Source organism: Okeania sp. SIO3B5 (assembly GCF_010692555.1).
Classification (GTDB): domain Bacteria; phylum Cyanobacteriota; class Cyanobacteriia; order Cyanobacteriales; family Microcoleaceae; genus Okeania.
Map to the genome: position 1 here is coordinate 27,993 of NZ_JAAHHG010000028.1, position 26,003 is coordinate 53,995.

Below are 26,003 nucleotides of genomic sequence, written 5' to 3' on the forward strand. Positions count from 1 at the left end.
AGAAAATACTAAACCCTAAGTCGCAAAAAGTCACAGAAACTCCAATGATACAGACTATAACAGATTTCTCCCCCAATTTCTTGCTGATGTAAAAATTCTACCCAAGTTTCCAGCACCTCTTCTATATCATATTCATCAATGTCTACGAACTGAGCATTGCCAGAACATAGCGATCGCTCTATCCCCTCCACAGAAACTGCTTCTTCTTCCTCCACTAACACCCTCAGCACTCCTAACTCAATTTCTGACAAACCCTCACCCCCCATTTTTTCCCACAAACCCTGATAATATTCCTCCAAACCTGCCGTAGGGACATTCCATCGAACCTTCCAAGGGCGAATGCCATTCGCCCCTACAGTTGTCTCCCCCCCTTCCAAAAAGAGGTTAGAATTCCGGTCCCCCCCTTCCCAAGGGGGGTTAGGGGGGATAACACCCAATACCCGACTCAAATACATAAAATTATTCCCACTCTCAACCACCAACTCTCGACAAAACTCTGCCTCACTCAAATAATTTTCAGCAACCCAAGATTTAATATTTTCCCCTACTCCCGGAATTGCCAAATAATGCTCAATATAAGCTCGTGCATCTTCCCGGTTTTGTTCTGGATATTCTTCTAAATTCAGTGTTTCCGCAGGAGTTTCAATTAATAAACCAGATTTTGCTCTCAGAAATGGTCTGCGGGCGAGGAGGAAATAGACTTGTTTGGGCAAATATCTGGGCAGGTAGAATATATTGGAGTCTCGTGGTTGACTTTGTGGATCGAGGTTGTCGCATCCATCCACAACTACGATTAATTTTTCCTCTGCTGTGAGGTTGTCGCTAATTTTCTGGAGTAATAGGGATAGATACCAACTACCTTCCGTAACATTGTCGGGAAGGGTGGGGTTTTGGTTTTCTATTTTTTGGATGAGTTGGGTGCAAATGGTAATTAGAAATTCGTCAGCGCGGTTTTTGCCCTCAACTTCCGCAGTGTAATAAACAGTTTGGGGGTTTTGCATGGTGTAGTTGGCGAGGATGGCACTTTTACCACTACCGGGGGAACCGATGAGAGTGAAGTAACCGTGGTTGTGGTTTTGGAGGAAGTTATTGATGGTGGTGGAGATGAGAGAGCGATCGACATAATTTTCAGTTTTTTGTTGAATGAATTGTTGAAATATTGTTGGGTAGGGGGTGGTTGGAGTGAGAATTTGAGGTTTGTTGTTCATGGTTGTTTCTCCATTCCTTCCAGGCGGAAGAAATGTAAGTTTCCTGAAGCTTCCCCTACTACAATAGTCATCCCATTGGGTGCAACAGTACAGCATTCTACAGGACTTTCTCCAGTGAAAATGGCAACTTCTGCCCCAGTTTCCAGACTCCAGACTTTGATAGTGTTATCACCTGAACCAGAGATCGCTTGCTTGCCATCAGGGGTGACTGCTACTGTATTTACCGAGTCACTGTGGCCTTTTAGCGTCTGAATTTCCTCCCCTGTTTTCATATCCCAGAGTTTGATAGTGTTATCATCCGAACCCGAAATCACTTGTTTGCCATCAGGGGTGACTGCTACCGCATTTACCGAGTCACTATGACCCTTTAGCGTCTGAATTTCTCTCCCAGTTCTCAGACTCCAGACTTTGATGGTATTATCCTTTGAACCAGAAATCACTTGCTTACCATCAGGGGTGACTACTACAGCATTTACCCAGTCGCTATGACCTCTTAGGGTGTGAGTTTCTTTTCCAGCTAGGGTATAAATATCTCTTCGAGTTGGGGTATGAATGCCACCTCTTCTAGTTTTCAGACTCCAGACTTTGATAGTATTATCCTTTGAACCAGAAATCACTTGCTTACCACCAGGGGTGACGGCTAAAGCATTTACTGAGTCGCTATGACCTGTGAGGATACCAATTTCCTCCCCAGTTTCCATATCCCAGAGTTTGATAGTACTGTCAGATAAGCCAGAAATTACTTGCTCGCCATCAGGGGTGACTTCTACAGCTCTTATAAAAGACCTCTCGAATAGCCTTCTAGCTGAGGCTGGTATAAAAAGGTTGTTAGACGTTAATCCCAATCTAAAGGGTGATAAAATACGGTCAATATCGTCAATATCAAAAAGATCGTCATATTCTACAAGTGGATATCTCAATCTGAATCTGAATCTTCTAAAGAGAGAGGAAAAATCCTCATTTTTTCTAATTCGAGAGTAGTCACCATCTATAAACCTACTTCCCCGTTCCAGACTCCAGAGTTTAACAGCATGGTCATCTGAAGCGGAAATAGCTTGTCTGCTATCAGGGGTGAATGCTACAGTATTTACCGAGCAAATATGACCTTTTAGAGCATAAGTTTCCTCCCCAGTTTTCATATCCCAGAGTTTGATAGTGTTGTCACTAGAAGCAGAAATCACTTGCTTGCCATCAGGGGTGACTGCTACAGCATTTACCCAGTTGCTATGACCTCTTAGGGTCTTAATTTTGGCTCCAGTCTCAATGTTCCACACTTTGATAGCGTTTTCCTTTGAAGCAGAAATCACTTGCTTGCCATCAGGAGTGACTGCTACAGCATTTACCAGTTCCCTATGACTTTTTAGGGTCTTAATTTTGGCTCCAGTCTCAATGTCCCACACTTTGATAGTATTGTCCCATGAACCCGAAACCACTTGTTTGCCATCAGGGGTGACTGCTACAGCGTTTACCCAGTCGCTATGACCTCTTAGGGTCTTAATTTTGGCTCCAGTCTCAATGTTCCACACTTTGATAGTATTGTCCCATGAACCCGAAATCACTTGTTTGCCATCAGGGGTGACTGCTACAGCATTTACCCGGTCGCTATGACCTCTTAGGGTCTTAATTTTGGCTCCAGTCTCAATGTCCCACACTTTGATAGTATTGTCCCATGAACCCGAAATCACTTGTTTGCCATCAAGGGTGACTGCTACAGCTATTACTGAGTTTCTATGACCTTTTAGTGTATGAGTTTCTGCCCCTGTCTCCAGACTCCAGACTTTGATTGTTTTGTCATCTGAAGCAGAAACCACTTGGTTGCCATCGGGGGTAACTGCTACAGCTATTACTGAGTTTCTATGACCTACAAGGGTATGAATTTCTGCTCCTGTTTCAAGACTCCAGACTTTGATTGTTTTGTCAAATGAGGCGGAAATCACTTGCTTGCCATCAGGGGTGACTGCTAGAGCATTTACCGAGTCGCTATGACCTGAAAGAGTACGGGTCAAAGGCCCTCCAGGAGTGATTAAGCTCGTTGTCAAGGGTCGCAACCAGATATTATGTTTGTTCTGCTTTGCTTCTAACAGTAACTCCCAAATTTCTGGCTCGCGAAAATACTGCGTCCTCCCCCATAACTGACTTGCCAGTTGCTCCCCATCCTTTTCCAAAATATGCGCCGACAGTCGCAACGCTCCTTGAATTAATTTCAAAGTTTTAACTTTATCATTGTCATCCTCAACTAGATCGTAATCTTCAATTAACGCCTGCACCCCAAACTCAGAATGTTGCACCTTTGCTACCAGGAAATCAAAATTAGTCAGGAGTTTGTAATACTTCTCCAATTGCTTTGACTCCACCAGAGTATGAATATTACCCAACATCGCACGTTGACGCGCAGGCGTTGCAGAAGCTAATTTTTCAGCAAATTTCCCCACAATATTACTCCTGTCTAAGAAACTTTTTGTTAACTCATATTTGTTAAAGCTCTCTACTGGGTTTGATCCCCCCAACCCCCCTTACCAAGGGGGGCTTAAGAATTAAGATTCATGCAACAAAGCCTTAAAATAGTATAAAAGTAAAGAGTCTGGTCCCCCCCTTTTCAAGGGGGGTTAGGGGGGATCAGAAAGATTGATCGCTTCCACCCAACACTTCCTAAACAACTTCTAAACATCGGAATATAAATCATCCGCCATCCGTGCATTCACTTCCTTAAACAACTTGCGGTTACTACCCAACTGCCTTTGCTCTTGGAGAAAATCAAGAAAACTTGCATGATAGATGCCGTAGCAAGTTTCCTTCCCAATTTTCCGCTTACTCAAAAATTCCACCCACTCTTCCAGAATATATTCCACATCAGACTCCTCCTGTTGCCCCCATTTGGCAATCATGTCCAGGGTAGGCATAGTCCGACTTGCCACCAAAATAAACAAAACAATAAGCTTATTTTTCTGGGGTTTATCATCCATTCCCATTCGCGCCCAATGTTTTTGATAATAATCTTGCAAACCATCAGGCAATTCCTTCAAAATCAAATCTTGATAATTACCTTTAGCAATATCCGGTAACACATAACGCAGATACATGAAATTATTTTCACTCTTTTCTGCCACCTGCTCAATAAAATCTTCCTTTTTAATATCCCGCTCTTGCACCCAGTTTTGCAACCTAACCCCATAGTCTCGGTCTGCATTCAACATAAAACCGATATATTTTTTCACATCATCCCGACTCAAACCCTGATATTGACTCGCCCTCAAATCTAATTCTGTCATCCCCCCCCCTGGAGAAACACTCAAACGTTTGTTCTTACGTTCATAAGGTCGCCTAGTCAAGAAAAAATAAACCCCATCCGGCAGCGTCGTCGGAAAATCAAGAATATTACCGCCTCCAGTTTGATCCACCTCATCCAAAGCATCAACCACAATAACCAACTTTTGCCCCCGAAGCTTTTCACTAACCCTTTGCAGCAAAGCAGACAAACCAAGGCGATCGGCATCTTGCAACTCATAGCGTCTAATCAATTGTTGGCGGATACTCTCGAGAAAAAGTTCTAGTTTATTACGACCATCAGCACGAATATTAAAATAACAGGGACACTTATGGTCATAAACATATTTAGCAGCAATAGCACTTTTGCCCATCCCCGGCTCTCCAACCACAGTAAAATAACCGTTAGAATTATCCCTAATAAAATTCTCAAATTCCTTAAATACAAATTCCCGACCACAAAAAGCCTTAATTTTTTCCTCAATTAAAGACTTAAACTCCGGCGGATATTCGTCAAAATTCCATTCTGGATAAGGCCAAAATTCTAAAGATTTACTCCGCTTCGCCACATCAATAAAAACTCGGCCAAATTCTTCTAATTCTGACTTAACGTCAATCTCGGATTCTTTTATTTCATCCCCCAAAGCATAAGATTGAATAAAGTCATCAGCTTTATTCCAGAAACTTATAGGAGAATTGGCAGCATAGGCACTCCAAAAAGCCTTTCTTATTTCCTTTTCCCGCAAAAGCTTCAAAATTGGCTCATCCTTACCCACACCATATTCCACCAAAGCATAAACATAAACCCCATCAACATCTTTCGGAGGTTGTGTAGGGTCAAGTTTTAATTTTTTTAAAGTATTAACAACAAGTTCATTTCGTTGAGCTGCATCGATCGCTTGAGGAACAGCAGATTTAGCAGCATTAATAATCGTTTTAACAATATTATCTAACATAAATTAAACCTCAAGTTAGGAATAGCAAATCGAAAGCAGAAAGTTTTTTCTAGGATTTTTCAATTAGACCTAGAGCAAAGTTTAAGAGTTCCACCCTTTTTTCTTCCGAAAGGAAATTAATCAGAGCAGTAACTTTATCTGTTGTAGTTAACCATTGCTTAGTTTGAGCTTGCCAAACAACAATAAATTGATTATTACTTAGACTACATAAGGCTAAAGTTTCTCCTTGTTCATTAGAAAATTCAACTTCATATTTTCCATCATTATAACATTCAACAATTGTCCCTCTATTGCCTATAAATTGTTGATCTGAAGGTAAATTAACTAATAATTCAACAACATCAAATAACTCAGGTTTAATCATAATCTTTTCCTCACATATAAGGTAATTAATCTAGCAGTATTAATCCCTCGTTCAACAATCCATCCTGTACGAACAATCTCTTTTTGTCCTTCTTGTGTGCCGATAATTTCTAAATCTATTTGATAGCGATCGCCATGTTCATCGCTAGATTTAAAAATAGCTTCGGCTTCTAAAGCTTGAGTAGAAATTTGTTCTAATAGTAGTTCATAATTATCTTTTGTGAAACCCAAATGACGCTCAAACATGAGAGCTTTATTAGCACCTTTCGGGTTCTCAGGATTGAGAGCATATTCTGTTAGTTTACGAGGATTAATCGTAATTTGGTTGATAATTTCTCTCAGTTTCATATTGTATGCTTCTTTTAAAGAATAAGTAGATAACAGCACCCAAGACTAGCCAGTTAAAGAGTGCTATGCTATCCATTCTTTATTTACTATTCTACTAGATGGCGTTTATTAGAATTATGTTTATTAATAAACACCTACATTCGTAGCTTTTTCCTCTTAGTTTAGGGTCATTATGGTTCCACCAAACAAAAATATGAGTGTCTAGAACAATCATAAAACCTCTTCATAACAAGTCTCCATATCCCAGTCTTCTACAGAAATAGCTGGTTCTTGGGGATCGGCATAATCAAGATATGGCTGTTTATTTGCCAATGGATTAGAAGGATATTCTTCTTTATTTTCACTAATATTAACAACTTCAACCCGCTTATTTTGAATAGCTTCATTTAATATTTCTGAAGCGAGTTCTTCTACAGATACTTGTTTTTTAGCCGCTGCTTTTTTCAAAATTGATTAAGCCTCTGGAGTAATATTAACATTCGTTTTAATCATAATCTTTTCCTCTAAATTTCATAATTATAGGGAGTAGGGAATAGGGAGCAGGGAATAGGGAACGGAAGGAGGGAATTAGGATAGCTTAAATCATCGTCAGCATTCTGCGTTGTCAGCTATCAGTTTCGTTTAACTGTTAATTGTTAACTGATAACTTAAATTACCAATATTTTTGAGAGCTGCTAAAACTTGCTCCAATTCATTTTCTTTCTCAATAGACAAAGCATAAGAACGACCATATATAGGAACATCTGCTTTTTGAAGTTTAACAAAAACAAACTCTCTACCATTCAGCAAAAAAGCAAACGTTGGCCGATCGTGTTGCGAGTTTTTCAACATATAAACTAGAGCTTGAGGTAGAGCTGCCGTAACATCAAATTTAGTCCTTTTGGATTCAATAACCAATATCCAAAATCTCTGTTGTAGAACTAAAACATCTATTCTACCTCTAACAATTAAATCATTATCTTCATCAGAAATTTCCACAGAAGTTTCAGTTGTTATGGAAAAGGGAGATTGAAAAAATCCAGCTAAATCTAGTAAAGGTGCTAAAATAACCAACTTGACTCCCTCTTCCAATAAAGGGCGACGATTAACTAAGTTAAAATAGTTACTTCTAACTCTTTCTAAACTGCGTTTTTCTTCATCAGTTAAAGAAGGTAAATTATCTTGCCATTCTCGAAAAAATTTACTATCAGTTGTTAGTTGCAGTCCGAAATTTTCTTGTAATTCTTCTAGAGTAATATCCTGAGCTTGAATAGTTTTAACCATTAAAAATCATTGCTTTTAGGGAACAGGGAACAGGGAACAGGGAACAGGGAACAGGGAATAGTCTCTACAAATTAGGAACTACATTCGTGACTTTTTTATCACTCTTTAACCACTCCTTATATTTCTGTTCATCGCCACCAAAAGAATCAACAGTTACTGGCATTAATTCAATAGGTTCAATAAAATCTTTTACCTCATCAGGAGTCATTGGTTTATAAACACAAAATGCCAAAACAATATCCTTAAATAAAGGTATCTGTCCTTCATTAGGAGAATACCTACAAACATCCGTTACCACCCATCCAGTAGGTATTTCAGTAGTAGGTTTTCCCGGCGCTCCAAAAATAGACATTGTTAAACGACGACCTATTTCTCGTTTTTCATCAAACTTTCCACATTGATAACTTGTTTGTAGATGGCGTTTAACAGTAGACTTTGGCGACAAATAATTAGGTTCTAAAACCATCTTTTCACCATCTTTAATGAAGTACATAATAGCTGTAGCTTCTTCACTAAAAGTTTTATTATTCACTCCTATTAATCCTCCTGATAAAATTCCGTTGTATGACTACGGTCGTCTGTTTCTTCAAATTGACATTCTGTATCTAAATACTATTCGAGCCATCATTTTCTATCTTAACTAGATTCCAACCAGGGTTTCTCCTTGCCATATTCTCACAATCTTCTGGAGATGCTGCCCAGTGACTAAACCGCTTTCTTTTTTTGTCTTTATCTGCCATCTATAATCTTTCACACAAAATTTTATTCTGACTTCTGACTCCTGACTCCTGACTCCTTTCTTCGCAGGCAAGATGCCCGCACTACCCAGGTTTTATTGTTCTGCTAACTCCCGACTCCTGAATTCTAAATTCTAAATTCTAAATTCTAAATTCTAAATTCTAAATTCTAAATTCTTAACTACAAAACTCCCTTAGAACTAGGAATTTCCCCAACTCGCCTGGGGTCAATTTCCGTAGCCATCCGTAGAGAACGAGCAAAAGCTTTAAACCCCGCCTCAATAATATGATGAGAATTAATCCCCGCCAACTGCCGAATATGCAAAGTCATCAAACTATTATTAGCCACAGCCACAAAAAATTCCCGCACCAACTGAGTATCATAACTACCAACCCGTTGAGTAGGCATTTCCAAACCATAACTCAAATGTGGACGACCAGAAAAATCCAAGGCCACCTGAACCAATGCCTCATCCAAAGGAGCCAGAAAATGACCAAAACGCACAATACCCTTGCGATCGCCCAACGCCTGCTTTAAAGCCTGGCCCAAAGTAATCCCCACATCCTCATTAGTATGATGGTCATCAATTTCAATATCCCCCACAGCATGGACATCCAAATCAATTAGTCCATGAGAAGAAATTTGATGCAACATATGGTCTAAAAAAGGAATTCCAGTATTAGCCTTACAATTACCCACACCATCAAGATTAAGACTAACAGTCACATCAGTTTCTCCAGTAGTTCGTTTCACCGAAGCAACTCTAGCAGGCAAATCAAGTTTTTCTGTAATAGTAGATTGAGAAGGGCGATCGCTTATTTGCATAATAAAAATATAAATATAAATTTTGAATTTTAATTTTTCAATATTAGGGGCAGGTTCCGCACTATATGTTAATTGCTCAACATTAAATTTAGATGAACCCGCCCCATTCCCCCATGTCAGTCCAGTAGGTTGGGTTGACGCAGGAAACCCAACAACAACCCACCAAACCCAACCTTAACTTAAGTCAATCGGGAAACTCTACTGCTATAAATAGCAGTTGCCATCACAATTAGGACATTCTCAAATATAGTCCGTATCACAAATGTAGGGGCGAATGGCTATTTACCCCTACTGACTTCACCTATACTTTCTTCACTTTTGACTTTTGACTTCACCTATACTTTCTTCACTTTTGACTTTTGACTTTTGACTTTTGACTTCACCTATACTTTCTTCACTTCTGACTTTTGACTTTTGACTTTTGACTTTTGACTTCACCTATACTTTCTTCACTTTTGACTTTTGACTTTTGACTTTTGACTTAAAACTCACATTCCCATAATTTCATAACCAGAGTCCACATAGATAACCTGACCAGTAATGCCACTTGACAGATCACTACACAAAAAAGCAGCAGTATTACCAACTTCAATTTGAGTCACAGTCCGACGTAATGGAGCTATTTGTTCCACATGATGAATCATATCCTTAATACCACCCACTGCCGAAGAAGCCAAAGTTTTAATTGGACCAGCAGAAATAGCGTTGACCCGAATATTTTTCTGCCCAAGTTCCGCTGCCAAATAACGAACATTCATCTCCAAAGCAGACTTAGCAATGCCCATCACATTATAATTAGGAACTACCCGCACGCCCCCCAAATAAGTCAGAGTTACAATACTCCCTCCTTCGGTCATCAGTTCTTTCGCTTCGGAACTCAAATCAATCAGAGAATAAGAACTAATTTCCAAAGCACGAGTAAACCCTTCACGGCTAGTTTTACTAAAATCCCCAGACAATTCATCCTTACCTGCAAAGGCCAAACAATGAATCAAAATATCCAACTTACCCCATTTTTCCCCTATTGCAGCAAAAGTAGCCTTCACCTGTTCGTCGTCCTGAACATTACAAGGTAAATATAAAGAAGGACTCAAAGGTTCTACTAACTCCCAAACCTTCTTTTCAAATCTACCCTTATCGTCCGGTAAAAAAGTGACACCCAAATTTGCTCCAGCTTTGTAGAGTTGTTGAGCAATTCCCCATGCAATAGAACGATTATTCGCAATACCTGTTACTAGAGCATTTTTTCCTGTTAAATCTAACATAATACCTTGATTTATTGAGAAACTATAGTAAAATTTTCAATCAAATAATAAAGTCTAAAATTTAATTTCATACTTAGAAGCTATAATACATAGCATCTTTGACATCAAGCAAATTTATAGATAAGATTAGCGCTTATGGCCATAATTAGAAGTTAAATTTCTCAGTGTCAATCCCCTAATCTATACAAATATATAAAATCAAGTAAGTATTAAATATATATATAGCAATATGTTGAAAATTACATAGTATATTTCAGGAACTGAGCTATTTAAGGTTAAGAGACATTTAGTTAGTTATTAGAGAGTAAGGAAATTGGTCGTGACGCATGATAGACCGCTAGCAGCAGTTTTCCGTAATATATCTGGTGGGTCATATCCGCCAGTTGTAGAAACTTTTGAACGGGGTAAGACAATATTTTTTCCAGGAGACCCTGCAGAGCGCGTCTACGTTCTCATTAAAGGCGCAGTGAAGCTATCAAGGGTGTATGAAGCAGGAGATGAAATTACAGTGGCCTTGCTCCGGGAAAATAGTGTATTTGGAGTATTGTCTCTAATTACAGGCCATAAGTCTGACCGTTTCTACCATGCAGTGGCTTTTACGCCAGTAGAATTAATATCTGTGCCAATTGACCAGGTGGAGAAAGCTCTCAGAGAAGATCCAGATTTGTCAGTTGTCTTATTGCGTGGACTTTCATCTCGAATTTTACAGACAGAGATGATGATTGAAACTTTGGCACACCGGGATATGGGGTCTAGACTGGTTAGCTTTTTGTTAATCCTTTGTCGAGATTTTGGAGTTCCTAGCAAAGATGGGATTACCATAGATTTGAAATTATCTCACCAAGCAATTGCAGAAGCAATTGGGTCAACAAGGGTGACGGTTACTCGTCTGCTCGGAGACCTTCGGCAAGATGGGATGATATCTATTCACAAGAAGAAAATTACAGTACATAACCCAGTGGCTTTAAGTCAACAATTTACCTGATTTACCTAAACTACACGGGAGCATGAAAGCCATCGTCTTTTAAGCGATGGATGAAAGGCGAGGAGTCGGATTTTAATCTTCGGTATTTTATTTTACCGAGGAAAGTTATACAAGTATTGCTTCATTTTTAGATGGTGACAATCTACCTAATTATGGTGAGAAACCCAATGATTGGAAACCGTCAGGAAAGAGAATTAAGCATGGTTTGTATAGAACAGGTAATAATTGGTGTATTAATGCAGACTGTAATGGGGCTGCAAATATAATCACAAAAGTAAGCAGCAAAGCATGGGTTAAACTTAAGCCGACTGTGTAGGGGCACTGCGGAAATTGTCCCCAAAGAGTATATCTTTGGTCAGCTAGGAAAAAACGAAGCAACATGGATTTATCGGTGTTGCGTAGTATCAACTTAGAATCCCCGTGACTTAAGTCCGGGGAGTAGTCAAAGACACAAATATCTGTAAAAATTAAGATGAAATAACTGCTGAGGGTAAACTGAAAAAATTTTATAATGGCAATCTGAGGAGAAAATATTATTTTCTCTTAAAATATTAATTAAGCAAAGAGATTGCCTTATAGAAACCAGAGAATTTTATATTTAACAGCTAGTCAAATAAATAATTACTGTCTATAATTTTTGATATTAGGCATAGTAGCCTGAGACAATAAACTAAAGGCAACCTTAAAATTAAACTACTACCAGCAGCCATTAATGACCGCCGGTATTATCTTAGTATTAGCAATTCTGGTTTTAGGTGGTGTCATCGCTACTATTAGCGATCGCCTAGGTACAAAGGTAGGTAAAGCTAGACTACGACTTTTTAATCTTAGGCCCCGCGATACTGCTGTATTGGTAACCATGATCACTGGCAGTATTCTTTCAGCATTAACCTTAGCTATCCTATTTGCAACTAGCAAACCATTAAGAAAAGGTGTTTTCAGAATAGATGAAATCCAAACCAAGCTTAATGAAACTCGCAAGGAAGTTACAAAAGCTGAACTTGAAACAACTCTAATCAAAAATGAATTACAAAAAGCAAAAGCTGATTTAGAATTATCTCTAAAGCAATTGAATCAAGTTAATCAGTCTTTGGAAAAAGCTTTAGTCCAAAAAGCAGAAATAGAGTTCCAACTAAAAATAACTAAAGAGCAATTAAATCAAGTTCAAGCAGTAAAAAACCGTACTCAAGAAGAACTAGGGCAAGTTCAAAAAGCAAAAGCTAGAACTGAAGCTGAACTTAATTTAACTCAAAACCAATTGAATAGTATAGTACAACAAAAAGAAACTTTGAGACAAGAAATTGAACAATTGCAAATAGAGCGTCAAAAAATATTAAAAGATTAAAAATATAGCACTTTATAGCAGAAGGAAGAAGAAAGAAAGAAGAAGGAAGAAGGAAAAGTATTACTTTGTCTGAGTGTTAAACTTTTGAACTGTCCTAACCTTTCCTTCGACTGCTATACCTTACCTTTATATCTACTCCCTAAAATTACATTTTTTGTAAGCATTCAGCTATTAGCTGTCAGCTATCAGCAAAAAGACTCTCTCCTTAAAAGACGGTGTTTAAATTAATATAGACTTTAAGGGCAAGGGAGGCAACTTTTGTAGTAAGACAGTTAAATATTGCTTTTCTCCTAAACTAAAAGCAATAGCTGATGGCTGACGGCTGAATGCTTACCATTTTTTTTACCGAATTAATGAATAATTAAAGTTTAAAGCATTTTTTTTATAGAATAAATAATATTAAATCCGGTTACCATACCACCCTTATTTTAGTAGACAAAATTTTTTATATAATATGGAATTGAGTTAACTACGATAAAGGGGTTGTGGTAATCGTAAGCATTCAACTATTAGCTGTCAGCTATCAGCAACAATACTCTCTCATATAGGAAACTATTTAAATTAATATAGACTTTAAGGGCAAGGAAGCCAACTTTTTTAGTAAGAGAATTAATAAAGCTTTTATCGCCAACTAAAAGCAATAGCTGATGGCTGACGGCTGAATGCTTACATAATTTTCAGGAGAAGTAATTATTAATTGTTAATTATTAATTGCTTAATTTATGCAACTGAGAAAAGTTACAACAAAAAGTAAAATCTCAATAAAAAAGATTAATCTAGTCAGCAAATTAAAGATATCTAAACATGATTTTAGGATTTGACCCAGGTAGCCAAAAGTGTGGTATTGCACTTATGGATAGAGAAAAACAACTACACTACCACCAAGTTGTAGAATCTCTAGAAGTTGTCAGAACAATCAAAAACTTACATCAAAAATTTGACATTGATTTAATTGTGATTGGCGATCAAACAACCTCAAAAACTTGGAAACAAAGCCTCACAAAAATCATTTCAAAAACAGTACCAATTATCAAAATAGATGAACGTTATTCTAGTTTAGAAGCTCGCGATCGCTATTGGCAAATGTATCCTCCTCAAGGTATTTTTCGTCTAATTCCTCTAGGAATGAGAATTCCACCTCAACCAGTAGATGATATTGTCGCGATAATTTTGATAGAAAGATACTTAAAAAGTGACTCACTCTATAGTTTATAGTTAATTTTAACCTATTCATAAATTTAATCTATTTCTAAAATTAAGAAAGCTATAATAAAATATTAAGTAAAGATTTAATAACTTACATTAAATTCAGAAAATTATAGAGCCATGAAAGAACAAGAACTGATCCAGCGATACGAACAAGGAGAAAGAAACTTTAGTGGACTGAATTTAGCTGGAGCTGACTTAAGAGGAGCAATTCTAATAGGCGTTAATCTCTCGAAAGCTAATTTAACAGGAGCAAATCTAACTAGAGCATTCCTCACAAAAACTCAACTCAATCAGGCATTATTACACAGAGCTAACCTGAGCTTTGCCAAAATGGGTGAAACAAAAATGGCCGACGCTAACCTGATCAAAGCTAATCTCAGTGGAGCTTTTTTAATAAAATCAAAACTTCCTAGAGCTAATCTGACAGGAGCTAATTTGACAGGAGCTAATCTGACAAAAACTAATTTATGGAGTGCTAACCTATGTAGTGCTACTTTAGAATCAACTAATCTACGAGAATCTAACCTCACAGGTGTTAATCTTAATTGGGCTAATATGTACGACGCAAAATTAATGGCAGCTAAACTATTTGCAGCTCAACTGACAGGAGTTAACTTTAGAAAAGCTTACCTGAGCGGAATAGATTTGAGTGGAGCAGACTTGAATGGAGTTAACTTTAGTGAAGCTAAATTAAATGGGGCCAATTTAGAAGGAGCAAATTTAATAACAGCCAACTTCAGCAATGCTCTAATGCGTAGTATTAAATTAAATAGTGCAGATTTAACAAAAGCAAATTTAACACAAGCTTATTTAGTCAAAGCAAATTTGAATTGGAGTAAACTTTATGAAGCTAATTTGAGTGAAGCTAATTTGGATGAAGCAACATTTATTGGAGCAAATCTAGAAAAAGTAAAGTTCGTAAATACAACGTTACCAGAATCAACAAGGTTATATTTTAGTTTTGCTACTGCCAGATAATTCAGCTTTTAATTAATCTCAATTTTTCTTGATTTGAAAGATTAACTGACAAGATCGATATACAGATTAAATAGACATCTCCAAAAATCAAAAATAAAATCAATTCTCATACAGAAATTATCAATTATTTCTCCCTACTCCCTACTCCCTACTGTCTACTCCCTACTCTCTCTTTTCTGGAGATGTCTAATAGTTAAATATATAGTTATAACTACAGTAAGCATTCAGCTATCAGCTATCAGCTATTGCTTATTGTTCAAACGAATATAATAAATATCAAATTTTAAATTAAAAATCTAAAATTAAAAAAATCGACAAAAATCGTAATCGGCTGAAAAATGAGAAAATAATGATATAGTTATTTAAAAAGATTTACTATGTCTGCAAGCTTGATTTTCTATTCAACTTAATAAACCCACTAACAGGGCAAACGCATCTAATTTTGCTGATTCCTATGTGTAGTGTTTATTTAATTTTATAAACACTATATGTGGAAATTATATTGTCAACAAGCGCAATAAACCCCGGTTTATTGATAATTACCCCTACTTTATTGACAAGATGCGTTGGCCCTGAACCCACTAAGTAGGGCTTGCTGGTTAAATCTAAAAGCATTGACATATAAAGACAAGTGCCTGTTTGGGGTAAACAAAAGTGCAAGCTTTTCAGCTCTTCACGCTCAAAAAGGAGCGTATTTTAGGCGCATAGTTGGGCAGAACAATCTTGGGACAAAACGCCCGCTCCTACCTCCTCGCTCCCAAGCCATTTCTCCTGTCTCCTGTCTCCTGTCTCCTGACTCCTACCTCAACAAAAAGACTTTTGAGCGCAAACCCTAAGTAGGGCTTGCTGATTAAATATCAAAGTTTTTACTGGCAAAGGTTTCAGTCTTTGCTGGTACTAAGCTAAGGAAGTACCAGCTTTTAGGTAATTCCAGTTCAAAAATCTGGGATTTTGGGCATTTCGAGGGGTAGAAAACCAAGGGAAAATTCTTCTGACTACCTCTTCTCGGAATCTCATTCCTCCTGGATTCTGGATTCTGGATTCTGGATTCTGGATTCTGAATTCTGGCTCCTCCTCTGAAAAAAAGACTTTATTCAGCAAAGCCTAGGTACACCCAAAGCAAAATTTTTAAGCATTACATATAGATTCTACGGATTTTAGAGCCACTTAAGCGTACTACCTAAGTAGGGTTTGCTGAAAAAGTCTTTTTTAAGGAGTAGGGGAGCGGGGGAGTAGGGGAGTAGGGGAGATTTTTTTTGCCCAACTATGCGCTAAAAATGCGCTCCATGCATGAGCATGAAAAGCTGAAAACCATGTACTTTTTCAATACCTAAAAAGGCACTTACCTTTATCTGGTAATTATTTAAGATCTAATCAGCAAACCCTAAGTATTAGTAGGTATAGCAATGTGCGCTGGCATATTTACAAATTACAGGAAGTGTCCAATAGCTAAAAGTCTGATATTATTCCAACGGAGGTGCTGCGCAAACAGCTTTTTGTCCCCCCTGTTGCCTGTTGCCTGTTGCTTGTTGCCTATTGCCTGTGTACAGCGCTATAGACAAAAAGTATATATAAAAATGAATCAAAACCGCATCCAAACCTATATAAATCTAATTCAAGAACTATTAAATAGCCCCACAGAAAGAACAGATAAAATCCTCGCAACTAACCAAGAATTACTAGATAAAGGATTACTCCAAACAATAATCATGCTGGCACAGACATCAGCAGAAAAAGGAAACCAGGAAGCTCAAGAACTCTTACTAACCTTAGCAGTAGAACTCTCCGAAAAATTAGAAATCTCAATTACAGAAAACACCTCAGTAACAGCAACCCCATTAGAATATTTGACATTCTTAACCCAGGTATTACAAGCAACCCACGAAAGCAAAAACGATCCTCAAATTATCTACCCTATTTTGCAAGAAAACCTAAATAAATTAGATCTAGGTTTAGCAGAAACCTTACAAACTTGGGCCACCTCAACCTTAGTAGAAATTAAACCAGAAGAAGCTCATAGTATTGCTGTAGATATAGTTAACTTCAGTAACCAGATACAAGAGTTTACTCTTGGGGATAAAGCCAATAATTTAGAAATAGCAATTACGGGATATAAAACAGCATTAACTGTATACAATAATGCTTCTAAAACTCATCATTGGGTAAGCATTACCAACAATCTTGGTACTGCTTATCTCAACAGAATCTATGGAGATAAATCTGTAAATATTGAGCAAGCAATAGAAATTTATCAATCAGCATTAAAATTAATATATCCAGAAGATAGTCCCCAAGATTGGGCAATAATTCAAAGTAATTTAGGCAACGCTTATAATCATAGAATTGAAGGGGATAAAGCCAAAAATATTGAACAATCAATAGTCACTTATCAAAAAGCATTGCAAATTATTACCAAAGAAAATTCTCCCCAACAATGGGCAACTATTCAAAATAATTTAGCTAATACCTACTTAACAAGAATTACAGGAAAAGTCGGCGAGAATATTGAATTAGCAATAGATGCTTACAAAAAAGCATTGCAAGTTATTAATCAAGAAGAAAAGCCTCTAGACTGGGCAGTAACTCAAAACAATCTTGGTAATGCTTATCTAAATAGAATGACAGACAATCTAGAGGAAAATATTGAGCAAGCAATTGTAACTTATCAGCAAGCATTAAAAATTATTAATAGGGAAAATAAACCTTACCAATGGGCAAATATTCAAAAAAATCTGGGCACTGCTTACTTAAATAGATTCACAGGAAAAAAAAGCCAAAATATTGAACTAGCTATTACAGCTTATCAACAAGCATTAACAGAAATTACTCCCATCGATCGTCTATTAGATTGGGTAATAATTTCCATAAATCTTGGCACTGCTTACCTCCACCTAGATACTGTAGAAAGAGTCGAAAATATTGAACTATCAATTGCAGTCAATCGACAAGTGTTGGAAGTTATTAATCCAGAAAAATTTGCTTTATGGTGGGGAATTATTCAAAAAAATCTTGGTGATGCTTATAGTTATAAAGTCATAGAAAATATAGAAAATATTGCTGATTTTTATCAAAATATTGAATTAGCTATTACCGCATATCAACAAGCATTAAATATTTTTACTGTAGAAAGTTTTCCACTTGAATGTCTACAAATATATCGTAAATTAGGCGATTTAGGATTTCAACAGGAAAATTGGCAACTTGCTATTGAAAGTTATCAAGTAGCAATTCAATTGCTAGAAATAACTCAAAGTTTGGCAAATACCGAAATATCTTACCAAGAAATGTTAGCTGAATCAATTTATATGTATGGCAACATAGTAGAATGTTATGTCAAGATTGAGGAATATGAACAAGCATTAGAATATGTAGAAGCTTCTCGCTCTCGTCGTTTAGTAGAGTTAATGATGATCGACGACATTGATAAAAATGAGGAAAAGCCAGCAGAAGTAGAAGAATATTATGATTTACAACAACAAATTAATCAGCTCAATTTTGATAGTACTAGAATTAATCAACCAATTACAGTGGGAAGTAAGTTTAGCATCAAAGAAATTAAATCAGAGAATCAAGAAAAGATTTCTTTATTGAAAGAAAAACAGCAAAAAGTTTGGCAAAAGATTTGGAATAGCGATCGCGTACTAGCGGAACAGTTACAAGTTACATATCTGAGTTTTTCAGATATTCAGCAGTTAGTAAAGGATGAACAAACTGCCATTATAGATTTTTATTCAACCAGAAATAATACCTATATATTCCTTCTGACTCAGCAGCAACTTACTGTTCATATTTGTCAAGGAGAGGGAATTGATAAATTACAAACTTGGATACATGATAATTGGTTTAAACTCCATGCAGAAAATAGTAGTGAATGGCAGAATCAAATGGAGGCTTTTCTTTCAGAATTATCAGAAAAGTTAGAATTAAATCAATCTATAGAACAACTGAATGAAATAAAAGAATTAATTATTATTCCCCATTTATATCTACATCAAATACCTTACGCTGCTTTACCAGTTACTAGAGAAAAAGAAACAAAGTATTTGTGTGATTATTTCCGTTTAAGAATTTTACCTAGTTGTCACATTCTCAATTATTGCTCAGAGCGAACGCTCATTAATAATCCCCGTAAAATAGGAATTGTGGAAACTCCTATAACAAATAAGTTTTATACAAGATATGAATGTGAAACTCTAGCAAATATGTACTTAATTTCTCCACAAAAACGTCTGCAATATAGTCAGGCAAAAATTAATAACTACCACAACTTTATTCAACAACTAGAAGTGCTACATTCCAGTCACATTTCTCAAGTAAATATTGTCAATCCCTTAGCATCAAAACTAAAATTATTTGATGGAGAGATAGTTCTTAGTAAAGTTTTTGCTTGGCGTTTACCAGAATTATTTGATGTATTTCTTTCCAGTTGCGAAATTAATCTCAATCAAACTAAAATTTATGACGAAATTCTTACATTTGCTAGTGCTTTTATTAGTGCAGGTGCCCGTCATGTAATTAGTTCATTATGGTTAGTAGAAGACTTAGCTACAGCATTATTTTGCATTTTCTACTATCAACATCGCCAAAAATATAGCCGTTCGGAAGCATTTAAAAAAGCACAAAATCAACTTCGTTATTTAACAGGAACTCAGCTTAGTCGTTATAAAAAGCAACTAGAAGGATATTTGGAAGAATACAAGAAACACGAAAATTCAGAAAAAATACAACAAAAAAAAGAACTCTTATCATGGTTTTGTCAACAGAGTCTTCCATTTACTCATCCTTACTACTGGGCAGGTTTTATTTCTCAAGGTATTTCAACAATTAATAATTAATAATTAATAATTAATAATTACCTCAGGTTTTAACCGTTACGAAATTGAATTAAGCAGAAATCTTATTTCTTTTTTTTCTCCTTGCTCATGAGAGGCTTTCAACCTTTGGTGATTAATTAGGGTTTGCTGATTAAATCTAAAAGTCTTTACAGATAAAGGTTTTAGCCTTTTTAGGAACGAAAAAAGTACCTGGTTTTTAGTCTAAAACGCTCAAAAAGTTAGTATTTTAGGCCAGAGTTGGGCAGAAAAATCACTCTTACAATTCTTACTCCTACTTCCTCGCTCATTCCCATTTATCCTGTCTCCTGTCTCCTGTCTCCTGTCTCCTACCCTCACCCATAAGACTTTTTCAGCAAACCCTAATTATCAATTATCAATTATCCATTATCCATTGGTAAAAATATCTCTACTTAGGGCTTGCTGATTAAATCTAAAAGCATTGACATATAAAGACTTTAGCCTTTTTGGGATCAAAAAAAGTACCTGGTTTTCAGCTCTTCATGCTCAAAAAGGAGCGTATTTTAGGCGCATAGTTGGGTAGAATAATCTTGGGACAATTCTTTCTCCTACCTCTTCGCTCATTCCCATTTCTCCTGTCTCCTGTCTCCTACCCCAGCAAAAATACTTTATTCAGCAAACCCTACTTATATCATTATCAGCAGTTGTCAATTTATCTTTTTTGTAGCAGGCTTAATACTCCACCTTACCTTATAGCAATTTGAAAAAAGAATGCTATGCTTAAGTGATACTTCAACTATTCTTCAACTATTAAGTAATTAACACAGGCTGAATAAATTTTTTGATAATTAGCACGCTAGTTATTGTTAATTATTAATTATTAATTATTAATTGTTGAATTCTCCCCTACTCCCCCGCTCAAGAAAATAATTAGGTTCTTATCCGTTGATAAAGAATAGCCTTACCTTGTCTTTTTCCAGAATCTTTCCACCCTCTTTGTTCCAGATCGCCTAATCTATTAAGAGTAGTTATATACGCAGGAGAACACCCTAAAACTTTCCCTAATTCCCTTGCTGTTTTCAATTCTTGAACATCATCATTCAACAAGTTTTTTGTCATTTCTCTTTGTTTTATAACTGTTGTCGTTGATGATTGTTCATATTCATATTTATCCCTGAATACAAGGTTTTCTTTTTCTATACTATGTAATTTATTATTTTTTTTAGGAGTTACTAAATCTTCAGAATTATCTATTTCTTTAACTTCTTTAATCAATTTATTTTCTATATACTTGTCTATATAACTATCCAATTTATTCCCAATATACTTGCCTATTTCCACATTAATTTTAGTTTCCAAGCTAAGTGATAAAATACTTTGATCGCCATCTATTTCTTCTCCTAAATAAAGATCGATAAACAAATTTAAAACTTCAATATCTGTAGAATCATTCTCCTTACATTTTACTTGGAAACGTTGCCATTTATCACAATCTAATTTTAAATTGATCTGAACTTTATCTTCTCTATCATTGCTATACATAATTAACTAAATACCTAGATAAGGGACGAAATTCAAGCAGACATCACGCTTGAAAGCCTAAAGCCGTTTATCTACCACTTATGGTATTGTCTATAATTATATACAAAAAGTCAAATAATTTTTGCAACTCTATTGATGAATAAAAAATTAATCAACCTCGAACGAGTAATTGATAATTATCATCAATAATTTACTATAATCTACTTAATCTCAAACTTCCAGATTATAAATATCAATACAGGATACTAATCTATATTCAGTGATTTTATGTTTATTTTTTAGGAAAAATTATTGAGGAATTTTATCATTAAACTTACTCAAGAAAAAAAAGTAAGCATTCAGCCCTCAGCTATCAGCTATGAATTATTAACTCATTATCTTGGAAGAAGGAATTAGTAGTCAAGAAGTGAAATATGTTTGCGCAGCATTTCGCAGGAAATGAAATATTTCTGTCAGCTAATCTTAGTCTTTGCTTGATTCTTTAAAAAGCTGATAGCTGAATGCTAATAGCTGAATGCTTACAAAAAAATAATAGAAAAAAAGCTAAAATTTAAACGTTATCTAATTTAAAAAAACACTTCCAGTTTTTTCAATTAACAAACTAGATTTATCCAAATTAAAATTATTAGTCTCAGTCATAGTTAACTTCAAAAGACTATTTTCAACAATAAACTGAGGTTGTATCAATAAAAAACCTCCCTTATCCCGATAAAAAGTAATATTGACAGGAACTTTTAATTTCCTTAAAATAACTTCAGACTTTCCTGATAACCGGCGCTGTGTAGTATCTCCAATTATCTCATAGGAAATTGTAGCAGCAGTATTATTTGTAAGTTTGATATTGACCAAACCATTTACAGGTTGAATAACTCCAATAGGCAATTGTCTTGCTCCAGGCAAAGGAGCTGTAGAATCATTAACAAATAATTGTTTTGAGGGTTGAGTAGGCTGAATTGGAACAATATTTGATGGTGATACAGTCGAAGACGGTTTTTCTGGAGAAGATTGTTTTGAGGGTTGAGTAGGCTGAGTTGGAGCAATATTTGACGGTGATACAGTCGAAGACGGTTTTGCTGGAGAAGATTGTTTTGAAGGTTGAGTAGGCTGAGTTGGAACAGTATTTGATGGTGATACAGTTAAAGGTGGTTTTTCTGGAGATAATTCAGAATCAAAACGAGGCAACTGTGCTAGGCTAAAACTAGGTAAAGTTATACTTGATAGCAATATAATTATCAGCCCACAAATTTGCTTCTTTAGTCTAGTATTTATACTGAATAAATGGAAATAAAACTGCATAATTATTTGCCTAAATAATCTAAATATTTTATTATTAGTTAAATACCTATTATTATATCAGGAAAATGTTAGAGTAAATGGTTTATGAAAAGTTACGATTGGATTGTAGTTGGGGGCGGAATAACAGGAGCAGCTCTCAGTTATGAGTTAGCAAAAAAAGGTTTTACCGTACTCCTGTTGGAAAAATACCCAACTTTAAAAGGTGCAAGTCGTTATAGTTATGCTATTTTACCCTACTGGTCTGGTACTACAGATTTGACTAATCAACTTTTTCAAGAAGGAAAAGAACGTCATCATTGGCTATCTGAAGAATTAGAAACAGATACCCAATTTAGAGAGTTAGATTTATTACTAACTATCGCCCTAGAAGATGACCCAGAAAAAATAGCTGCTGCCTTCAACCACTACAATACTGTACCTCGCCTAATAAGTGTCCAAGAAGCCTGTGAAATCGAACCCTTACTCAATAAAGAAGCGATCGCAGGAGCTTTAACTGTTAGTCACGGTCATGTTTCTCCAGAAGCAACAACTTTAGCCTACTCTCAAGCATTGGCCAGATTAGGAGGTCAAATTGAAATTGTAGAGGTAACTGGGTTAGTCAAAACAGGCGATAGTATAACCGGAGTCTACACAACTACTCAAACTTATCACGCTGCCAATGTAGTTATTTGTGCAGGTGGAATTTCTCGTTACTTCCTAAAATCAGCAGGCATTCCTACCCGTGTTTACTTCACCCATGCTGAAATGCTAGAAACTTCTCCTACAGATTTACAACTACATACTACTGTAATGCCAGCAGTACAGGAACGTTTTGAATGTGAAGCTTCTACAAGTACAGTTGAGTTTGAACAAATGTGGGATGAACCTGATCGTGAATTTGTGACATTTAGTTTAGATGCTGGTGCAATTCAATTTAAAAACGGTAGCATCAGAATAGGTCAAATTTCCCGCGTACTTAGCAACCCCCACGCTAAAATTGATGCAGCTAACAGCGAAATTGCTATGCGAACAGAGATAGGAAAAGTTTTACCAGCATTAGAAAATTTACCAGCAACCTGGCATCACTGTTTAATCGCATACAGTGCTGACAATTTACCCCTCATCGGAGCTATTCCTAATCAAGAAGGGATACATATTTTTTCTGGGTTCAGTAGTCCGTTTGCATTTGTACCTCCCCTAGCGAAAAGATTCGCCAATTATCTAGCCGGAGAAAATGATGAGATTATCAAGCAATTATCTCCTAGTCGCTTTATCTAACTAATTAGTCCTCTTCATATTTATATCCTTACCAAATAATTAAGGTTTAAAGCCTCTCTTTTAAAGGAGAAAAAAGCGATTTTTAGCGGAGCTTCCCGTAGGGTGGGATGGCGAGGTTTCCTCGCCAATCGACCAAGAGAAGAAAAAATTTTCCTGATGCGTTATACCATTTTGAAAAAAGAATGTTACGAATAATAAGCATGAGAAAAAGACTTTAAAGGAGGTCTCCCTTTGACAAAAAAATAGAATTTATTAGCTCAAAACTGCTATTGAAACTATTCATTCTGACTCCTGACTCCTGACTCCTGACTCCTAAGAAATAGCCTAACTATTTGTAGCAAACATTTATCAAATTGGTATTAGTCCTCTTCTTTTCAAGGAGAGGTAATTGTTAATTAGGGCTTGCGCTCATAAAATTGTAATCAATACCAGTTCAGGCTTTCAGAGTCAAATATTGCTGAAAAAGTACAAGGTTTTTGGCTCTTTTGGTCTCAAAATGCTCATATTTTTCCCCTGAGTATCAGAAAATTTGGCCGTAGCAGATAGTCTAGACTGTTCCCTGTTCCCTGTTCCCTATCACCACCATCAGACTTTTTCAGCAAACCCTAATTATTAATTATTAATTGTTGAACTACATTCCGTAATCTTTTTATGTTACATTGTATTATGTAGTATATATAAACAAGCAATAGTAACTTAAAATCAAATATGCCATACGAAAAGCTAAAACTCTCAACCCCAAAACCAGTATTATCTTGGGCAAATCATCCCCTAGAAAATCAAGAACACCAAATGGCCAAAAATGTAGCATCCTTGCCATTTGTTTTCAAGCACGTTGCCCTAATGCCAGACGTCCATTTAGGCAAAGGAGCATTAGTAGGTTCTGTAATTGCCACAAAAGAAGCAGTTATTCCTGCTGCTGTGGGTGTAGATATTGGTTGCGGAATGTGTGCAGTAAAAATGCCTTTTGTTGCCGATCAACTAGAAGGCAAACTCAAAAAAATCCGACAAGATATTGAAGCAGCTATTCCTGTAGGATTTTCTGACAACAAAGAAATCGAAAAATCTGTCACCAACTGGCAGCGCTGGAAAAACTTCAAAGAGTTACATCCAGGAGTAAAAAATTTAGAAAGTAAAGCCCTCAAACAAATGGGTTCTCTAGGTGGAGGCAACCATTTCATTGAACTTTGTCTGGATACAGAAAACAATGTTTGGTTAATGCTACACTCAGGTTCTCGTCATATTGGAAATAAATTAGCTCAATGTCATATTAACACTGCCAAGGAATTAGCAAAACTGGCAGATACAAAATTGCCAGATTTAGATTTAGCCTACTTTGTCACTGGAACACCAGAATTTGCAGCCTACTGGCGCGATCTACAATGGGCGCAAAATTATGCTCGGTTTAATCGAGATGTAATGATGGCTCGTTTTAAGCGAATAGTTGAAAAGCATTTAGCAGGAGGTAAACCAACAAAACCACTATTAGATGTGAACTGTCATCACAATTATGCAGAAAAAGAAGTACATTTTGGTGAGGAAGTTTATGTAACTCGTAAAGGTGCTGTGCGAGCACAAGAAGAAGATTATGGAATTATACCCGGTTCAATGGGAGCAAAATCCTTCATTGTCAAAGGAAAAGGAAACCATGAAAGTTATTGTAGCTGTAGTCATGGTGCTGGCAGAATGATGTCTCGCACTCAAGCTAAAAAACGTTTTTCTGTTGATGATTTAGTGAAGCAAACAGAAGGAGTAGAGTGTCGAAAAGATGGAGGTGTGATTGATGAAATTCCTGGTGCTTATAAATCTATTGAAGAAGTGATGAATCAGCAAACCGATCTAGTAGAAGTTGTAGCAACTCTTAAACAAGTTGTCTGTGTAAAGGGGTAATTTTTCTATATTTGTTTGCTTGTCTACAAAAAAACCAAATAGCCTGTTTCCAAAATCTGAGAAACAGGCTTTAATCAATCTCAAAAAAAGAAGATTTCAATAAATTAAATTATTAGCAAAAAAGGAATAAATATGTCAATCAACTACTACCGAAAACAACAAAGCATCCTTCCCATATATCAGAAAGATGCTTCGTTAAATATTATCCTGGCATCGAGCTATTTTCACATGGGGCGACCCCCAAAGTATCTTCGCCAGCACTACGTTTCACTACCGAGTTCGAGATGGAGTCGGAGTGGTTCCATAGCCTCATAGACACCAGGAATAAAGAAATCAAAGAAACAAAGAAGACTGCATAGTCAGAAGTAAGAAGTGAGTGTATGAGGTCAAGTCCTCGGTCTGTTAGTGTGTCTAGGCTGCATACATTACTGCATTTCCACCGAACACCTATAAACGGGTAGTCTTCCCGTGACCTTAC

21 protein-coding genes and 2 rRNA genes are annotated in these 26,003 nt (G+C 36.3%); 7 read left to right on the plus strand and 16 right to left on the minus strand.

Annotated features, from left to right (window positions below; translation table 11 throughout):
* Positions 1 to 8: 8 nt before the first annotated feature.
* From F6K54_RS06495 to fabI, 12 genes are all read right to left on the minus strand, one after another.
* Entirely contained in the window at positions 9 to 1,208 is a 1,200-nt protein-coding gene (locus tag F6K54_RS06495) for an AAA family ATPase (RefSeq protein WP_293075782.1), read from the minus strand.
* Positions 1,205 to 3,640 carry a hypothetical protein gene (locus tag F6K54_RS06500; protein WP_293075783.1) on the minus strand — a complete coding sequence of 812 codons (2,436 nt, stop codon included), beginning with the start codon at positions 3,638 to 3,640 and terminating at the stop codon, positions 1,205 to 1,207. The genes F6K54_RS06495 and F6K54_RS06500 overlap by 4 nt, the downstream gene beginning before the upstream one ends.
* Before the next feature lie 228 nt (positions 3,641 to 3,868).
* Complete coding sequence (locus tag F6K54_RS06505) at positions 3,869 to 5,428, minus strand: ATP-binding protein (RefSeq protein WP_293075785.1); 1,560 nt, start codon at positions 5,426 to 5,428, stop codon at positions 3,869 to 3,871.
* Between the two features lie 49 nt (positions 5,429 to 5,477).
* A complete protein-coding gene (locus tag F6K54_RS06510; RefSeq protein WP_293075787.1) occupies positions 5,478 to 5,792 on the minus strand; it encodes a DUF4926 domain-containing protein in 315 nt (104 codons plus the stop codon).
* Positions 5,789 to 6,139 carry a DUF6883 domain-containing protein gene (locus tag F6K54_RS06515; RefSeq protein WP_293075789.1) on the minus strand — a complete coding sequence of 117 codons (351 nt, stop codon included), beginning with the start codon at positions 6,137 to 6,139 and terminating at the stop codon, positions 5,789 to 5,791. The genes F6K54_RS06510 and F6K54_RS06515 overlap by 4 nt, the downstream gene beginning before the upstream one ends.
* A gap of 210 nt (positions 6,140 to 6,349) precedes the next feature.
* Positions 6,350 to 6,586, minus strand: a complete 237-nt coding sequence (locus F6K54_RS06520; RefSeq protein ID WP_293075791.1) for a hypothetical protein — start codon at positions 6,584 to 6,586, stop codon at positions 6,350 to 6,352.
* Between the two features lie 174 nt (positions 6,587 to 6,760).
* The gene (locus F6K54_RS06525) at positions 6,761 to 7,402 is read right to left on the minus strand and encodes a type I restriction endonuclease (protein ID WP_293075793.1); all 642 of its coding nucleotides are present in this window, start codon (positions 7,400 to 7,402) and stop codon (positions 6,761 to 6,763) included.
* Positions 7,403 to 7,466: 64 nt separating this feature from the next.
* Complete coding sequence (locus F6K54_RS06530) at positions 7,467 to 7,934, minus strand: hypothetical protein (protein WP_293075795.1); 468 nt, start codon at positions 7,932 to 7,934, stop codon at positions 7,467 to 7,469.
* A gap of 73 nt (positions 7,935 to 8,007) precedes the next feature.
* A complete protein-coding gene (locus F6K54_RS06535; protein ID WP_293075797.1) occupies positions 8,008 to 8,142 on the minus strand; it encodes a hypothetical protein in 135 nt (44 codons plus the stop codon).
* A gap of 178 nt (positions 8,143 to 8,320) precedes the next feature.
* Positions 8,321 to 8,965, minus strand: a complete 645-nt coding sequence (gene hisB, locus F6K54_RS06540) for an imidazoleglycerol-phosphate dehydratase HisB (RefSeq protein WP_293075799.1) — start codon at positions 8,963 to 8,965, stop codon at positions 8,321 to 8,323.
* A gap of 312 nt (positions 8,966 to 9,277) precedes the next feature.
* On the minus strand, positions 9,278 to 9,403 hold the full coding sequence (locus tag F6K54_RS06545; protein ID WP_293075801.1) for a hypothetical protein: 126 nt from the start codon (positions 9,401 to 9,403) through the stop codon (positions 9,278 to 9,280).
* A 50-nt stretch (positions 9,404 to 9,453) separates the two neighbouring features.
* Entirely contained in the window at positions 9,454 to 10,230 is a 777-nt protein-coding gene (gene fabI, locus F6K54_RS06550) for an enoyl-ACP reductase FabI (protein ID WP_293075802.1), read from the minus strand.
* 313 nt (positions 10,231 to 10,543) lie between these two features.
* On the opposite strand from fabI, the gene ntcA reads away from it, so the two are divergent.
* From ntcA to F6K54_RS06575, 5 genes are all read left to right on the plus strand, one after another.
* Entirely contained in the window at positions 10,544 to 11,215 is a 672-nt protein-coding gene (ntcA, locus tag F6K54_RS06555; RefSeq protein ID WP_124146907.1) for a global nitrogen regulator NtcA, read from the plus strand.
* Positions 11,216 to 11,927: 712 nt separating this feature from the next.
* The gene (locus tag F6K54_RS06560; RefSeq protein WP_293075805.1) at positions 11,928 to 12,560 is read left to right on the plus strand and encodes a DUF3084 domain-containing protein; all 633 of its coding nucleotides are present in this window, start codon (positions 11,928 to 11,930) and stop codon (positions 12,558 to 12,560) included.
* A gap of 804 nt (positions 12,561 to 13,364) precedes the next feature.
* Positions 13,365 to 13,775: a pre-16S rRNA-processing nuclease YqgF gene (locus tag F6K54_RS06565; protein WP_293075807.1), complete on the plus strand. Its 411-nt coding sequence runs from the start codon at positions 13,365 to 13,367 to the stop codon at positions 13,773 to 13,775.
* Positions 13,776 to 13,886: 111 nt separating this feature from the next.
* Complete coding sequence (locus F6K54_RS06570; RefSeq protein ID WP_293075809.1) at positions 13,887 to 14,747, plus strand: pentapeptide repeat-containing protein; 861 nt, start codon at positions 13,887 to 13,889, stop codon at positions 14,745 to 14,747.
* Positions 14,748 to 16,324: 1,577 nt separating this feature from the next.
* Positions 16,325 to 19,582, plus strand: a complete 3,258-nt coding sequence (locus F6K54_RS06575) for a CHAT domain-containing protein (protein ID WP_293075811.1) — start codon at positions 16,325 to 16,327, stop codon at positions 19,580 to 19,582.
* 888 nt (positions 19,583 to 20,470) lie between these two features.
* Here the strand turns inward: F6K54_RS06575 and F6K54_RS06580 are convergent.
* Together F6K54_RS06580 and F6K54_RS06585 are read right to left on the minus strand one after the other, a co-directional pair.
* Complete coding sequence (locus F6K54_RS06580; protein ID WP_293075812.1) at positions 20,471 to 21,082, minus strand: hypothetical protein; 612 nt, start codon at positions 21,080 to 21,082, stop codon at positions 20,471 to 20,473.
* 561 nt (positions 21,083 to 21,643) lie between these two features.
* Positions 21,644 to 22,306, minus strand: coding sequence for a hypothetical protein (locus F6K54_RS06585; protein WP_293075814.1), 663 nt, complete (start codon positions 22,304 to 22,306; stop codon positions 21,644 to 21,646).
* A 156-nt stretch (positions 22,307 to 22,462) separates the two neighbouring features.
* On the opposite strand from F6K54_RS06585, the gene F6K54_RS06590 reads away from it, so the two are divergent.
* The gene (locus tag F6K54_RS06590) at positions 22,463 to 23,635 is read left to right on the plus strand and encodes an FAD-binding oxidoreductase (RefSeq protein WP_293075816.1); all 1,173 of its coding nucleotides are present in this window, start codon (positions 22,463 to 22,465) and stop codon (positions 23,633 to 23,635) included.
* A 708-nt stretch (positions 23,636 to 24,343) separates the two neighbouring features.
* Positions 24,344 to 25,525 carry an RtcB family protein gene (locus F6K54_RS06595; RefSeq protein WP_293075818.1) on the plus strand — a complete coding sequence of 394 codons (1,182 nt, stop codon included), beginning with the start codon at positions 24,344 to 24,346 and terminating at the stop codon, positions 25,523 to 25,525.
* Positions 25,526 to 25,730: 205 nt separating this feature from the next.
* Here F6K54_RS06595 and rrf read toward each other — a convergent pair.
* Positions 25,731 to 25,848: ribosomal RNA gene (rrf, locus tag F6K54_RS06600) — 5S ribosomal RNA — on the minus strand.
* Between the two features lie 59 nt (positions 25,849 to 25,907).
* Positions 25,908 to 26,003, minus strand: a 23S ribosomal RNA gene (locus F6K54_RS06605); the annotation flags it as partial.

Excerpts from the sequence above, each read along its gene's own strand:
- F6K54_RS06495 (WP_293075782.1), bottom strand. The coding sequence starts at position 1,208 with ATGAACAACAAACCTCAAATTCTCACTCCAACCACCCCCTACCCAACA.
- F6K54_RS06505 (WP_293075785.1), bottom strand. The coding sequence starts at position 5,428 with ATGTTAGATAATATTGTTAAAACGATTATTAATGCTGCTAAATCTGCT.
- F6K54_RS06510 (WP_293075787.1), bottom strand. The coding sequence starts at position 5,792 with ATGATTAAACCTGAGTTATTTGATGTTGTTGAATTATTAGTTAATTTA.
- F6K54_RS06515 (WP_293075789.1), bottom strand. The coding sequence starts at position 6,139 with ATGAAACTGAGAGAAATTATCAACCAAATTACGATTAATCCTCGTAAA.
- F6K54_RS06525 (WP_293075793.1), bottom strand. The coding sequence starts at position 7,402 with ATGGTTAAAACTATTCAAGCTCAGGATATTACTCTAGAAGAATTACAA.
- F6K54_RS06535 (WP_293075797.1), bottom strand. The coding sequence starts at position 8,142 with ATGGCAGATAAAGACAAAAAAAGAAAGCGGTTTAGTCACTGGGCAGCA.
- hisB (WP_293075799.1), bottom strand. The coding sequence starts at position 8,965 with ATGCAAATAAGCGATCGCCCTTCTCAATCTACTATTACAGAAAAACTT.
- fabI (WP_293075802.1), bottom strand. The coding sequence starts at position 10,230 with ATGTTAGATTTAACAGGAAAAAATGCTCTAGTAACAGGTATTGCGAAT.
- F6K54_RS06560 (WP_293075805.1), top strand. The coding sequence starts at position 11,928 with ATGACCGCCGGTATTATCTTAGTATTAGCAATTCTGGTTTTAGGTGGT.
- F6K54_RS06565 (WP_293075807.1), top strand. The coding sequence starts at position 13,365 with ATGATTTTAGGATTTGACCCAGGTAGCCAAAAGTGTGGTATTGCACTT.
- F6K54_RS06570 (WP_293075809.1), top strand. The coding sequence starts at position 13,887 with ATGAAAGAACAAGAACTGATCCAGCGATACGAACAAGGAGAAAGAAAC.
- F6K54_RS06575 (WP_293075811.1), top strand. The coding sequence starts at position 16,325 with ATGAATCAAAACCGCATCCAAACCTATATAAATCTAATTCAAGAACTA.
- F6K54_RS06580 (WP_293075812.1), bottom strand. The coding sequence starts at position 21,082 with ATGTATAGCAATGATAGAGAAGATAAAGTTCAGATCAATTTAAAATTA.
- F6K54_RS06590 (WP_293075816.1), top strand. The coding sequence starts at position 22,463 with ATGAAAAGTTACGATTGGATTGTAGTTGGGGGCGGAATAACAGGAGCA.
- F6K54_RS06595 (WP_293075818.1), top strand. The coding sequence starts at position 24,344 with ATGCCATACGAAAAGCTAAAACTCTCAACCCCAAAACCAGTATTATCT.